Annotated in this window: 13 protein-coding genes; 9 read left to right on the top strand and 4 right to left on the bottom strand. The window is 45.0% G+C overall.

Features of this window, described 5'->3' with window-relative positions; all coding sequences use genetic code 11:
• Positions 1–33 precede the first annotated feature (33 nt).
• From lpdA to BET10_RS11440, 3 genes are all read left to right on the top strand, one after another.
• Positions 34–1,458, top strand: a complete 1,425-nt coding sequence (lpdA, locus tag BET10_RS11450; protein ID WP_070985718.1) for a dihydrolipoyl dehydrogenase — start codon at positions 34–36, stop codon at positions 1,456–1,458.
• Between the two features lie 196 nt (positions 1,459–1,654).
• Positions 1,655–3,064, top strand: coding sequence for a mannose-1-phosphate guanylyltransferase/mannose-6-phosphate isomerase (locus BET10_RS11445; RefSeq protein WP_070985717.1), 1,410 nt, complete (start codon positions 1,655–1,657; stop codon positions 3,062–3,064).
• Positions 3,042–4,478, top strand: coding sequence for a phosphomannomutase (locus BET10_RS11440; protein ID WP_240503681.1), 1,437 nt, complete (start codon positions 3,042–3,044; stop codon positions 4,476–4,478). The genes BET10_RS11445 and BET10_RS11440 overlap by 23 nt, the downstream gene beginning before the upstream one ends.
• Positions 4,479–4,508: 30 nt before the next feature.
• Here BET10_RS11440 and BET10_RS11435 read toward each other — a convergent pair whose 3' ends face one another.
• The gene (locus tag BET10_RS11435; RefSeq protein WP_070985716.1) at positions 4,509–5,456 is read right to left on the bottom strand and encodes a sodium-dependent bicarbonate transport family permease; all 948 of its coding nucleotides are present in this window, start codon (positions 5,454–5,456) and stop codon (positions 4,509–4,511) included.
• Positions 5,457–5,564: 108 nt separating this feature from the next.
• Between BET10_RS11435 and BET10_RS11430 the strand changes: the two genes are divergently transcribed.
• Complete coding sequence (locus BET10_RS11430; protein ID WP_070985852.1) at positions 5,565–6,521, top strand: LysR family transcriptional regulator; 957 nt, start codon at positions 5,565–5,567, stop codon at positions 6,519–6,521.
• A 24-nt stretch (positions 6,522–6,545) separates the two neighbouring features.
• Here BET10_RS11430 and BET10_RS11425 read toward each other — a convergent pair whose 3' ends face one another.
• On the bottom strand, positions 6,546–6,935 hold the full coding sequence (locus BET10_RS11425; protein WP_070985715.1) for a DUF2750 domain-containing protein: 390 nt from the start codon (positions 6,933–6,935) through the stop codon (positions 6,546–6,548).
• Positions 6,936–6,981: 46 nt separating this feature from the next.
• Positions 6,982–7,521 (bottom strand): GNAT family N-acetyltransferase, encoded by a 540-nt coding sequence (locus BET10_RS11420; protein ID WP_070985714.1) that lies wholly within the window; start codon positions 7,519–7,521, stop codon positions 6,982–6,984.
• A gap of 69 nt (positions 7,522–7,590) precedes the next feature.
• On the opposite strand from BET10_RS11420, the gene BET10_RS11415 reads away from it, so the two are divergent.
• From BET10_RS11415 to BET10_RS11395, 5 genes are all read left to right on the top strand, one after another.
• A complete protein-coding gene (locus BET10_RS11415; RefSeq protein ID WP_070985713.1) occupies positions 7,591–8,259 on the top strand; it encodes a tRNA-uridine aminocarboxypropyltransferase in 669 nt (222 codons plus the stop codon).
• 903 nt (positions 8,260–9,162) lie between these two features.
• Positions 9,163–10,167: a Fe(3+) ABC transporter substrate-binding protein gene (locus BET10_RS11410; RefSeq protein ID WP_070985712.1), complete on the top strand. Its 1,005-nt coding sequence runs from the start codon at positions 9,163–9,165 to the stop codon at positions 10,165–10,167.
• Positions 10,168–10,184: 17 nt separating this feature from the next.
• Entirely contained in the window at positions 10,185–11,801 is a 1,617-nt protein-coding gene (locus tag BET10_RS11405) for an ABC transporter permease (protein WP_070985711.1), read from the top strand.
• Positions 11,798–12,829: an ABC transporter ATP-binding protein gene (locus tag BET10_RS11400; RefSeq protein WP_070985710.1), complete on the top strand. Its 1,032-nt coding sequence runs from the start codon at positions 11,798–11,800 to the stop codon at positions 12,827–12,829. The genes BET10_RS11405 and BET10_RS11400 overlap by 4 nt, the downstream gene beginning before the upstream one ends.
• A gap of 25 nt (positions 12,830–12,854) precedes the next feature.
• A complete protein-coding gene (locus tag BET10_RS11395; RefSeq protein WP_070985709.1) occupies positions 12,855–13,772 on the top strand; it encodes a Dyp-type peroxidase in 918 nt (305 codons plus the stop codon).
• 32 nt (positions 13,773–13,804) lie between these two features.
• On the opposite strand, the gene argR is transcribed toward BET10_RS11395, so the two are convergent.
• Positions 13,805–14,272 carry a transcriptional regulator ArgR gene (gene argR / locus BET10_RS11390; protein WP_070985708.1) on the bottom strand — a complete coding sequence of 156 codons (468 nt, stop codon included), beginning with the start codon at positions 14,270–14,272 and terminating at the stop codon, positions 13,805–13,807.
• Positions 14,273–14,293: the final 21 nt, after the last annotated feature.

Genomic DNA, 14,293 nt, shown 5'->3' with positions numbered 1-14,293 from the left:
CAGTCCCGTTCGAATAATAGTTAAGGTAATAACATGAGCAACGAAATCAAAACTCAAGTTGTTGTACTAGGCGGTGGTCCTGGTGGTTACTCAGCAGCATTCCGTGCTGCGGATTTAGGTTTAGAAGTTACACTAATCGAATCTCGCAATACCCTAGGTGGTGTGTGCTTGAATGTTGGTTGTATTCCTTCAAAAGCATTGTTACACGTTGCTAAAGTCATCGATGATGCGGCAGAAATGTCATCTCACGGTGTAACATTTGGTGCGCCACAAATTGACTTAGACAAAATCCGTTCTTGGAAAGAGTCTGTTATTGGCCAGCTAACAGGTGGCCTAGACGGCATGGCTAAAATGCGTAAAGTAAAAGTAGTCAATGGCTACGGTAAATTTACGGGCGCAAACACCATTGCTGTTGAAGGTGACGCTGGTACAACAACCGTTACTTTCGATAACGCTATTATTGCCGCGGGCTCTCAGCCAGTTAACCTACCTTTCATTCCAGAAGATGATCGTGTGATTGACTCAACAGGCGCACTTGAGCTTAAAGACGTGCCAGAGAAACTACTTGTACTAGGTGGTGGTATCATCGGTCTTGAGATGGGGACTGTATACCGCGCACTAGGTTCGCAAATCGACGTTGTTGAGTTTGCTGATCAACTAGTTCCTGCGGCGGACAAAGACGTTATCAAAATTTACCAACGTTACGTTAAAGACAAGTTCAACGTGATGCTTTCTACGAAAGTTGTGGCTGTTGATGCAAAAGACGATGGTCTATACGTTACTTTCGAAGGTAAGAACGCGCCGGCTGAGCCAGTACGTTATGACAAAGTACTTGTGGCCGTAGGTCGTACACCTAACGGTAAGCTACTTGATGCTGACAAAGCGGGTATCAGCGTTGATGAGCGTGGCTTCATCAGCACTGACAAGCAAATGAAAACCAACGTTGACCACATCTTCGCGATCGGTGACATCGTAGGCCAGCCTATGCTTGCGCACAAAGCGGTTCACGAAGGTCACGTTGCAGCAGAGGTTATCTCTGGTAAGAAGCACTTCTTCGACCCTAAATGTATCCCTTCAATCGCATACACAGACCCTGAAATTGCATGGGTGGGTGTCACTGAGAAAGAAGCAAAAGAGCAAGGTCTTAGCATTGAAACTGCGGTATTCCCGTGGGCAGCATCAGGTCGTGCTATCGCTTCTGCACGTACTGAAGGTCAAACTAAGCTTATCTTTGATAAAGAGTCAGGCCGTGTGATCGGTGGTGCTATGGTTGGTATCAACGCTGGTGAAATGCTAGGTGAAATCGGCCTTGCAGTTGAAATGGGCGCAGACGGTGAAGACATCGCACTGACGATTCACGCGCACCCAACATTGAACGAGTCAATCGGCCTTGCGGCTGAAATTTTTGAAGGTTCAATCACTGATTTACCAAACAAAAAAGCAGCTAAGAAAAAGTAATCTGATTACTGCGACTTAATGCTAAAAACCCAGCTTATGCTGGGTTTTTTTATGCCCTAACGGCGGAAAATTGGCTCGAATGTAGCAATAAACTATCCTCAATGGAGTTCGCTGGTTTACAATAGAGGGCTTGAGTGACACCAAGCTGGTGAAGAACTCCGACTATACCGCCAATTAGATGTAAAGTGAGGTAAAAATGTTTCAACCAGTCATTATTGCGGGCGGTGTCGGTACACGCCTTTGGCCGCTATCTCGAGAAAAGTATCCAAAGCAATTCCTCACACTGACAGATTCAAAGCACTCCCTTTTTCAACAGACGGTATTGCGTTTGCAAGGACTACCCCATGCGAGCCCATTGGTGATTTGCAACGAAGAACACCGTTTTATGACCGCCGAACAACTAAGACAAATCGACCATACTGATACGCAAATTTTACTTGAACCCGAGGGGCGTAATACCGCTCCAGCCATCGCATTGGCTGCATTAAAAGCACTTGAGAAAGGGAAAGACCCGATTTTATTAGTATTGGCCGCAGATCACGTAATAGCGGATATTCAGGCATTTCATCATGCTGTTGAGCAGGCTGTAGCACTGGCTAAGCACAACCACTTAGTGACCTTTGGTATCGTACCCACGCACCCGCATACCGGCTATGGCTACATCAAAAGCGGACAAGCACAGCAACCGTATGGTTATCGGGTGGATAGTTTTGTTGAAAAGCCTACCCTTGAACTGGCAACGCATTATCTGAGCACGGGTGAGTATTATTGGAACAGTGGTATGTTTATGTTTAAAGCAAGTCGCTATCTCGAAGAATTAAAACAATACCAATGCGATATTTATAGCGCATGTAAAGCAGCGATGCGTGATCAAACACCCGATCTCGACTTTATACGTATTAATCAAGACGCTTTTGCTGAGTGTCCGAGTAACTCGATTGATTATGCCGTGATGGAGCATACAAAACACGGGCTTGTTGTGCCTTTGGATGCACACTGGAATGATGTAGGTGAGTTCTCCGCATTATGGGATATATCGCAAAGAGATGAACAGGGTAACGTTATCAAAGGAGATGTGAAAGCACTCGATACGCAAAACACGTTAATACTCAATGAAGACAAGCTGGTAGCAACGCTTGGCGTACAGGATTTAGTGATCATTAACACCAAAGATGCGCTACTAGTCGCACATCAAGATCACACTCAAAAGGTCAGGGATATTGCTCAACATCTGCAAGATGAAAACCGCTCAGAAGCGAGTATTCATCGTGAAGTGTATCGCCCGTGGGGCAAGTACGATGCCTTTGACCGTGGTGAACGGTTTTTGGTAAAGCGCATTACGGTTAAACCCGGTGCCAAGTTATCCAAGCAAATGCACTATCATCGCTCGGAACACTGGGTAGTGGTTGCAGGCACAGCCAAAGTGTTGATTGGTGATAAAGAGCAGTACGTCGGTGAAAATGAGTCTGTATATATTCCAATTGCACAGGTTCATGCGTTGGAAAACCCTGGTAAAGTGGATTTAGAGTTAATAGAAGTACAATCAGGCGCTTACTTGGCTGAGGATGATATTGTGCGCTTTGATGATCAATATGGCCGGCGTTGATATGCGCAGTAATGAAGTAATAGCGCAAAGTGCTATAAGCTTTGGCACGAGTGGCGTCAGAGGCGAGGTCAGCCAGTTTACACCAGACGTGATTGGTGCATTTACGCTGGCATTTGTGGCTATTCAAAAGCACGTCAAACGCGTTGCCCTTGCCATCGATAACCGCCCAAGTAGTCCGCAGATCGCAAAAGTGTGTATTAGCACACTCAAGCTACATGGCTATGAGGTTGAGTATTATGGGGTTATTCCGACTCCAGCGTTGGCTTATGCGGCTCAATTACAAGGCATTCCCGCCATTATGATCACAGGAAGTCATATTCCTTTTGACCGTAATGGTATCAAGTTTTATTTGGCCACGGGTGAAGTCAGTAAAGCGGATGAACGAGCGATTATTAATGCACAAGTCAATGTGCCAACCATTCCTTCTCTTGATTTGCCTAAGGTGAGTGACTACGCAAAGCAACAATATATCAAGCGGTATGTTGATTATTTCCCAGCAAATTTGTTAGCTGGAAAGCATATTGGTATCTATCAGCATACCAGTGCGGGTAGAGACATTTATCCGTTGATCTTGAATGCGTTGGGGGCGCAAGTCACTTTGCTTGGGCGCAGTGAACAATTTGTGCCAATAGATACAGAGGCGGTAGCGCATGCAGACCGTTTACAAGCCAGGCTGTGGGTGACATCACATAAGCTAGATGCTCTATTTAGCACAGATGGTGATGGTGATAGAGCACTGCTGGCCGATGAACAAGGTGAGTATTTAGCGGGAGACATTCTATCACTACTGGCGGCGAAGTATTTGAAGATTGAGGCGCTTGCTACCCCTGTTAGCTGTAATTCATCCATAGAAGCATCAGGAGCTTTCAAGCAAGTTCAGCGCACTAAAATTGGCTCACCCTATGTGATAGCGGGAATGGCAGCGTTACAGCACGGCCACCACAGAGTTGCGGGTTTTGAAGCCAATGGTGGTTTTTTACTTGGTTCTGATGTGTATAACAATAAAAAAGTACTAAAACAGTTACCAACACGTGATGCCATGCTACCTGCATTATGTGCTTTGGCGTGTGTATCTCAGAAAAAGTTAAGTCAGGTTGTGGCAGATGTCACGCACAGGCATACCCACAGCGACCGACTAAAAAACTTCGCACAGCACAGAAGCGCGGGTGTTATCGAGTTGGCTGCCACTCATCCAGAGCTGCTGCTTAAACGTTTGCATGTCGCTTATCAAGGGGAGTTAAAGGTGGATACAACCGATGGGGTGCGTATCACACTTGTGGATAAAGGGCATATTATCCATATTAGGCCATCGGGTAATGCTCCTGAGTTAAGGTGCTATAGCGAAGCAAGTAACAAAGCAGTTGCACAAAAGTTAGTTGCAGGGGTTTTATCTGGCATTGAGACACTGTTTTGAAAGCCCAGCTTTAAGCTGAGCTTTGCATGTTTAGTAAATGAATAATGCGAGCTGATGGTACAACCCAATCCCAATGATCACATTAAATGGGAAGGTGAGCCCGAGTGAACTGAGCATCGCCAGCCCTATATCCGCGTCAGGAATAGCTGCTTTGATGGCTGCGGGTGCCGCAATGTAGGATGCGCTCGCAACAAGGCTGGCTAAGATGACAACGGAGCCTAGTTCTAAGCCCAACAAAGTGCCCACACCCACACCAACACAGCCCAGCGCTATTGGCGTGAGTAGTGCAAAACTCGCCAGTCTCCAATGATGCCATGGCACGGGTCTGAGCGTTTGCGCGGCAGTTAAACCCATTTCCAATAAAAACAGCGCTAAGACCACTTTAAAGCTATTGGTCAACAGGCTTGTGACCTGACTGCCTTGCTGTGTGCCGTACATCATACCGATGATGACCCCCCCGACCAGCAAAATAACGCTTTTGTTAGTGAGTGTTTCGTGCCAAAGGTGCTTTAGAGAGAGCGTACTTTGCCTGTCGCTGTGTTCTCCAAAACGTCGGTAGAGTAACAGAGCGACAATAATCGCAGGCAGCTCAAGCATGACGAGATACAAGGTTACTTCTGCACCTACTTGAAGTTGTTGTGATTCGGCGTAGGCCAAGGCAACAGCAAAGGTCCCTGCACTCACAGAGCCATAGTGAGCGGCAATGCTTGCGCTGTTCGCTGTGGAAAGTTTAATGAGGTGTTTTAGCACAGGGTAAAGCGTCAATGGGATCAGAGCACCTAGAAGCATTACGGTGGCCATTTCAGGTAATAGCGTCCAGCTGAGGTTACCGTGAAGGACCATACCGCCTTTTAGACCTATGGTTAGCATAAGCAGCAGACTTAGCGTTTCGTATGTTGCTTTGGGGATAGCCAAGTCGGAACGCAATATTCCAGCGGTGAGTCCTAGAATGAAAAACATGACCACAATATCGGGCATTGTGTACTCCTCGTTCAATCAATGTATAGACAAGATCTTAGAGTGAATTTAAGATAGATAAAAATAAAATAATTGATAGTTATATATAGATATATATAAATGGGTGAAATGGATTTAAGACAGATATCATTTCGGTTACTGGAAGTGTTCATGAGTGTAGTGAAAAGTGGTTCGATAAGTGAGACAGCTCGCCGCTTGCACCTCACACAACCTACCGTGTCTTTGCAGATCAAGCGTTTACAAGAAACCGTCGCGGAGCCACTTTTTTATACCTATCAACAACGCTTGCATCCTACCGATGCGGGAATGAGATTGTTTCAAACTTGTCAGCAGGTATTCGGTCACTTTGAAGACTATCAAGGCTATCTTGATGAACTGCGCGGCGGGGAGCGGGGACATTGCCGTATCGCAATGGTTAACACTGCACAGTATATTCTACCTAAGTTATATGGGCCTTTCAGTGCGACTCATCCAAATGTTGAGATGCATGTTGAGGTTGGTAATCGTGCGCATGTGTTGAGCCGTTTCGAACGTGGTGAAGATGATCTCTACGTATTTAGCCATCCACCGACACTGGAACATGCGCAAGCGGCTAGGTTTTTGAAAAACCCATTAGTCTTTATTGCACCTAAGGGGCATCCGTTGTCACAATCAAGCGGGCTTAACCTCGCGGATGTGGTCAAGTATCGTTTCTTGTTAAGAGAGAGCGGTTCGGCAACACGTATGTTGTTTGAAAGTGAGCTGCAAAGTCGTGGTTTGGTGCTATCCAACAGTGTGAAAATGGCGAGCAATGAAGCTATTCGAGAAGCGGTAAGTGCAGGAATGGGTGTGGCGGTGCTGTCTGAGCACGTGTTGGGTCAAGACCAATCTAACATTGTAAAGTTAGATGTAAGCGATACCCATTTAGCAAGTCACTGGTATTTTGTAGTTCGAACCGATAGGCACATTTCTCACTCGGCTAAGTCATTTTTACGTTTTGCTACGTCACACCTAGAGCGTTATCTAGATAGTCCATGGACAGAAAATGAGTTACATCGACTGAATGTGACAGAGCAACAACCTTGATTCTTTGCTCCGTCACGATGTTGCCTACATGCGTTTTCTAAATTGCTCTAACTCGTAATCAAACTCATCGGGGTCAACAATCAGTCCATCCTGATCTGGAAGGGGAAATATAGCAATAGCGAGCTCGTCATCAGCCAGCCCATCGGTCCATTTATCATGCCATTTCTTCAGGCTAATGGCCTGTGGCTCGCAGTCTTTCCAGTCTCCCGTGGCCCATAGTTCAGCAAACTCCTTATTTGGCCAAACAGGCACACAGTCTTCACTGTCACTGTTGAGCATCACGCAACCATGCTCATCGGTCAAAATCCAGATTTTTTCACTTTGGGTGACTTCTTTTATTAAGTATTTATAACGTTGTGCATTGTCATTATTTAAAATCGCTTTAATGCGATCTGGGTTAATGGGGGTATTCATATTTTTATCCATGATGTGTAAGCAGCCGACGGGGACTACATAAATCTTAGCCTAAGTTTTTCCGATATAACACGGCTTCCATATCACCGAGGGGATCGCGGTGGATATACTCTTTAACAAAAGACATGCCGAGCTTTTTCATTATGTTAATTGAGGCTAGGTTATCTGCAAGTGCCGTAGCAGAGAATGACACAGTGGCTGGATTAGCACTGAGTACCTGAGCAATATGTGAAGCTGCTTCTGTGGCGTAGCCTTTGCCCCATGTACATTGCTTGAAGCGCCAGCCCAGCTCAAGGTCGCTGTCATCTCGTTCGCCGTTAAAAAATCCCATGGGGCGCACTAATACCCAGCCGATAAATTGCTGTGTATCAAGCACGTTTACTTGCCAAAGCCCCCAGCCTTGTGAGGGGTTACTAAAAGCATTTAACCGAGGAATGAAGATATTCTCAATGTCTTCCATGGAGTTGGGGATGCCACCATTTATATATTTCATTACAGCAGGGTCTTGGTCGAGTTCAAATAACAACGGTGCGTCATGTTCATCCATGAGTCGGTAGCTCAGGCGTGCTGAGTTGGTAATATTCATCTTATCTCCTTACTGCTTTTATGTGTGAATTTGATTACAATACGCGCCCAATTTATATGAGGGTGTTCAGTGAACAATTCTGTATTGGCTCTACGCCAACAGCAAATAGCCGCGGCTAAACGCGAATATAAAGCCAGAGGTTCAAAACTAAGTCGTTGTGAAACCTGCTTGTTAGCACAAAGCTTGTGCATCTGTAGCGGTATTCGAGTTGCACACAACTGCAACAGTGCAGTGTGCCTGTTAATGTATCATAACGAGAGTTTCAAGCCATCAAATACAGGTCGGCTAATCGCGGATGTTATTCCTGATAATCATGCTTTTAGATGGGACAGAACAGAACCCGACCCTGCACTGTTAGCGTTGCTAAATGATGTTCGGTATCAGCCTATCGTGGTGTTTCCTGCCGAAAATGTGGAGCCGCAACGTGTCATTGAGCATGTGATACGAGAAGACAACAAAATACCCCTGTATATTTTTTTGGATGGCACATGGCGAGAAGCGAAAAAAATGTTTCGCAAAAGCCCCTATTTAGACAACATGCCGGTGCTATCTGTGTCCCCGCAGTCACTATCTGATTATAAATTACGCGTAGCGCCGCATGCACACCAGCTTGGCACAGCAGAAGTTGCGTGTGTGGTACTAGAACAAAACGGTGAAGTAGAGGCCGCGACTTTGCTCACTGAGCATTTTATAGACTTCAGAGATGCTTATTTAAAGGGGAAGCGTCAAAAGGGCTAACAAACTCGGTTGCGAGATTTAGAGCGAGTATTTTTGACTTGGGCGGTATACCCAAAGCGAAAAAGTGTCTGGTAATGAGCAAAACGGTAACTTAAAGCTAACTTAGTATGCGTCAGAAACAAAGAAGCGCGACTCAATGAGTCGCGCTGACGGAATCTTTTATAGCGTCCTGCTATGTTGAAATTTTCAACTCCTAATTTCGTCCAGTTCCTTGGTTTCGCTTGGCGTTATGTTTCTGCGAAATCTAGCTTCCTGCTAATGTCCTCATCTTCCTTGTGCTCCATGCGCTCCTTCCATTGATAACAGCTTCCTGCTGTATGTCCTTAGCCAACGTCCTTTTGAGTCCCTGTTATGAGCCAACGGCTCTAATCCTGTTTATCTAATCCTCGGATTTCCAATTTCCACTTGAGAGATACCCTCAACGCCACTCCTGTAGCGTGTCCTTTTTGCATCATTGCAACGATAGGAACTTCCTGTTCACTCTAACTCGACACCGCATGCATCCATTATGCTTCTTCCATTACACTTACCATCCTAGTAAGCTGGGCATCCGACCCGAGTAATCAGCTTGCTAATAAACCGATGTTCTCCTGAACTTGTTACTAAGTATAAGCAATTCTGGAGTGTGCTCTAGGGAGCTATTAGCAATAAAATTTATCTCAGATACGAGTATAGAATAAAAAGTCATTTTAATTCAGTGGTTTATCGTTATTTCGGTGATATAAACAGCAGCCTCTTCCATGATCGCTTAGTGCTTAGTGAGATATTTCTCACACGTAAATTCCAATCTGGCGCAACCGTTCACCGAGATGCAGGTGAATAGTCAGGTCGAACGGGTGTACAATACCCAGATACAGGTTAAAATTGCCTGAATAAGAATAAACATTATATTGGAGCTTGATTATGAAGCGACTGCTCGCTGTTCTTTTTACCACGTTAGTATGTACGCCAGTTATGGCTGATGAAGAAGTAAATATTTACTCTTTTCGTCAACCTTTTCTAATTCAACCAATTTTAGATAAGTTCACGGCACAAACGGGTATTAAAACCAATGTGGTTTTTGCGAAAAAAGGGTTAATTGAGCGTGTAAAACGCGAGGGTAAACATAGTCGAGCCGACCTAGTTTTAACGTCGAACTTTAGTGCCTTGATCCAATTAGAAGAGCTTGAGCTGACACAGTCGATAAAAAGCGATTTAGTTACTGACAATATCCCAGCGGCATTTCGAGACCCACAAGGTGATTGGGTGGCATTGACTAAACGTGTACGTAATGTGTACTCATCAAAAGAGCGTTTAGGAGAGCTAAAGGGGCTAACTTATGAGTCATTAGCAGATCCTAAATATCGCGGAAAAATCTGTACTCGCTCAGGCAAACATCCATACAACTTAGGCTTAGTTGCTTCTATGGTAGCGCACCACGGTGAAGCTTACACTAAGCAATGGTTGTTAGATGTCAAGGCTAATTTAGCGCGTAAGCCACAAGGTAACGATAGAGCGCAAGTCAAAGCGGTAAAAGAAGGGTTGTGTGATTTAGCGCTGGGTAATAGTTACTACTTTGGAAAAATGCTGACAGACGAGAAACAAAAGGCATGGGCGGAGTCTGTATTTATCAACTTCCCAAACCAAGAGAATCGAGGTTCACACCTGAATGTGTCAGGCGTAGTGATGACCAAATATGCTAAAAACTCAGCAAATGCTCTAAAACTAATTGAGTTTATGAGCGCTGATGAAGCACAAAGCATGTACGCGTCGGTTAACATGGAATACCCAGTAAAACCGGGCGTTAAGTTATCACCGCTAGTTGAATCATGGGGTACATTCAAAGAAGACGCATTGGCACTATCCGAGATCGCTAAATATCGCCCAGTAGCACTTAGACTGATTGATGAAGTTAAGTTCGATCTATAACACTCGGAGGTTGATGTTTGTCTAGGTGGCAAGTCATAGCGTGGTCGATAGGCGTGTGCTTATCGACTCCATTGGCATTTTTAATTTTTGAATCACTGCAAGGCGACTCAGAGGTGTTTTCTCACCTTTGGGATACCGTTTTATGGGATTACATCAGTAATACTGTATTACTTATTCTCGGTGTGATCACACTAAGTTGTATTATTGCACTGCCTCTGGGATGGCTTGCTGCGTACTGTCAGTTCCCCGGCAGACGCTTTTTTGAATGGGCAATGATGCTGCCCCTAGCAATGCCAACGTATATTATTGCTTACATTTACACTGACCTATTGGATTATGCAGGCCCCGTGCAAGTCGCGCTGCGTAATTGGTTTGGTTGGCACTCACCCGCAGATTATTGGTTTTTTGATATTCGCACCTTAGCGGGCGCGATTGTGATGATAGCGTTGGTACTTTATCCATACCTGTACTTAATTTTCAAAACCGCCCTTCGTGAGCAATCATTTAAATTGGTTCAGGCCAGTCAGTTGATGGGCCTTAATCCGACGCAAAGCTTTTTCAAAGTGAGCCTGCCGCTGGCTCGTGGAGCTGTTGTAGCCGCACTGGCATTGATCAGCATGGAAACCATGGCTGACTTTGCCACCGTTCACTATTTTGCTGTAAGCACCTTAACCACGGCAGTGTATGACACTTGGTTGGGGTATTATTCTTTGACGGCTGCTGCGAAAATTTCAGGGATCATGCTGTTGTTTTTGTTTGTGTCTTTATTACTGGAGCGTTTTAGCAGAAAAAACAATACCGTTCACGAGCGGCAAGTGAGCATGAATGAACAAGCATTGTATCGCCTCAGTGGTAAGCGAGCTTGGCTAGCGACTGCATATTGTACAGTTATCTTGCTTATCGCGTTTGTTCTGCCTGTTACCATTTTAGTTGGTTATGCCATTGATTACTTTGAACAAGCATGGAGTAGTGAATTTTTCGTTTATGCTTGGCAGAGTTTGCAAATTGCGATTTGGGTCAGTGTTGTAGCGGTATTACTAAGTCTGCTGGTGGTGTTTTATCAGCGCATAGGAAGCAATGCCAGTAAGAGTGTGCCAGGCAGGTTTGCAAGTACGGGTTATGCGCTACCGGGGACGGTGCTTGCCATTGCCGTATTACTGCCGCTGACGCTACTAGATAATAAATTGAATCAGTGGTTTGCCAACACTGATTTTGAACCCGGTTTATTGCTCAGTGGTAGTATATTTGCGATGGTTTTTGCATATATTGTACGCTTTTACGCCATTGCACACGGTGCGGTTGAGTCTAGTTATGTACGGATCAGTCCATCACTTGATATGGCAAGCCAAAGCATGGGTAAGAATTTGCTACAAACTTTGAGTTTGGTGCACTTTCCGTTATTGCGCAGAGGCATTCTTACCGCGGCATTATTGGTTTTTATCGAGTGTATGAAGGAACTACCCGCAGCTTTACTATTGCGACCATTTAACTACGAAACGCTCGCCACACATGTGTTTCAATACGTCAGTGATGAGCAGTTAGAATTGGCCTCAATCTCAGCGTTATTTATTGTATTAGTGGGTTTGGTACCGCTGTATATCGTTAATCGTTCAATGGAACAACACAGCTCATGAGTAGTCTTGTATTAGAAAAGGTATCCTATCAGTATCAGCAGCAGGCTGTGATTTCTCAGTTAGATTTGACAGTAGAGCACAATGAAATTGTGTGTTTGCTCGGTGCAAGCGGATGTGGAAAAACCACCACATTAAAAGCAATTGCGGGGCTGATCAGACCACAACAGGGGCGTATCTCTATTCATGGCCAGTGTATGAGCAACAAGCAACTGTTCGTTGCGCCTCAACACCGAAATATTGGCATGATGTTTCAAGATTATGCGCTTTTCCCCCACCTCACTGTGGCGCAGAATGTGGCGTTTGGTTTATCTAAACTAAGCCGGTCTGAGCGCAGCAGTCGCGTGGCGCAAATGATGGAGTTGGTGCGCTTAGAGGGACTAGAAAAGCGCTACCCACACGAGCTATCAGGAGGTCAGCAGCAACGGGTGGCTATTGCCAGAGCGCTCGCGTATCGACCCAATTTATTGTTACTGGATGAGCCGTTTTCAAACATTGATACGCAAGTACGTTTTCAGTTAATTAGTGACATTCGCAGTATTATCAAAGACCAACAAGTTTCAGCGATTTTTGTGAGCCACTCAAAGGATGAAGCTTTTGCCTTTGCAGACAAACTCGCCATCATGCATGAAGGTAAAATTGCGCAATTGGATAGTGCTAAGGCACTGTTTCAAAAGCCAAAAACAAAATCTGTTGCCGAGTTTTTGGGCCGTGGTATTTATCTAGATGCAACGCGCTATAATGGCCGCAGTGTTGCGACCAAATTTGGTGAGGTCAGCTCATCCATCACACTGCCAGAATCTGAACGGTATGGGCAAATTTATGTTCGTCCGCAGCATATTGAATTGGTGAATGCACCTGACGGACATGTAGAAATACTACAACAACGATTCATTGGTACAGAATACGTCTATCATATAAAGGTAGCTGAACAACAACTCGAAGTTCCGGCACCCGCAGAGCAATTATTAGATACAAATCAACCTGTCTCTTTAAAAATTAAAGCACATGCGGTAAATTTCTTTTCTTAACACTAGATGAACAAAAGGAAAAGGCATGGCGCAAGCACAATCAGGGGTCTGTGCTGAGGCAAACCTACATGGGCTGCATTTATTTTTTAATGTACTGGAAGGCCAAGATGAGGTCGTCCGTGCTGCGCTGGCTAACTGCGAACGGTTACAAAATGAATTAAGTGACAGATTCTCTGAATCTATGGTATCGAGCTTTGTTGCGATAGGGGCGCAGTACTGGCCACATATTTATCCTGAGTTCATTCCTGAACAGTTGAAGAGCTTTCCAAATGTGAGTAGCTCAGAACATGTAGTTCATTCTCAACCATTTGATTTACTTTACGTGATCCGTTCAGACCGAGAAGATGTAAACCACCTTTTTGCACAAAGTGTACTGCACATGTTGGCACCCAGTGTCGAGCTGGTGGCACATGTCAGAGGTTTTCGTTTTTTAGATGGCAGAGACTTCAATGGTTTTGTGTACGGTGGCAATGCACCACACGGTCGCTTTAAGCGTCAAGTGGCGTTGGTTAATAACCCGCACAGTCGCGATGATCAGGGCTGTTATGTGCACGTTATGCGCGTGAAGTTTGACATCGATGCTTGGCAACGCCTACCACTTGATGAACAAGAGCAGTTAATGGGGCGTACACGCCTTGATAATACCCTGCTGGAGCCTAAACAGCCAGATAGTCATGCAACCTTAACTGAGCTCAAAGATGATAATGGACTGGCGTTGGTACTTGACCAAAGTATGCCGTTTGGTGATGTGTTTGAGCAGGGGAGTTTATGGCTCAGTTGCTCAGGCAATGGGAATGGGTTTGAGCAAATTTTAACGTCTAGGCTAGGCAATCCGCAGTGTTATGATCCATTATTGGATTACAGCCAAGCGGATATGGGGGCGGCTTTTTTTGCGCCGTCTATTCAATTTTTGACTGATATGGCTAAGCTTTGTGAACAGTAAAAGCTGTGATAATCACAGCTTTTCTATGGTGACTAAACGTTATCAAAAAGCGTTTTTACACGGTCTAGCGTTTCATCTATTTCAGATATTTTGGCCGGAGCGATAAAAATCGTATCATCACCGGCTATGGTGCCCAGCACGCCATCTGCTGTGCCTAAAGAGTCAAGTAGTCGTGCGATTAGCTGTGCAGCACCCGGACTGGTGCGAATGATGATCATCATTTCATTATGCATGATATCAATAACTAATTGACGTAAAGGGCTTTTCGCGGTTGGAACGCCCATTTCAGCGGGCAAACAGTAAACCATTTCTTGTTTAGCATTGCGTGTGCGCACCGCACCAAATTTGCTCAGCATACGAGATACTTTACTTTGGCTAACATTATCAAAGCCTTGATCTTTTAAGGCGTCGACAATCTCGCCTTGGGAACCGAAGTTTTCTTCTTTTAATAGAGCCTTAAAGGCTTTAATCAAGGCTTCTTGCTTTTCTTGTGGTTGCATAATGTTTCATTTCTTCTAAAG

Origin of the sequence: Pseudoalteromonas amylolytica (assembly GCF_001854605.1) — a bacterium.
Lineage (GTDB): Bacteria > Pseudomonadota > Gammaproteobacteria > Enterobacterales > Alteromonadaceae > Pseudoalteromonas > Pseudoalteromonas amylolytica.
The sequence above is the reverse complement of the archived record's forward strand: the minus strand, read 5'-3'. Positions and strand labels throughout refer to the sequence as shown.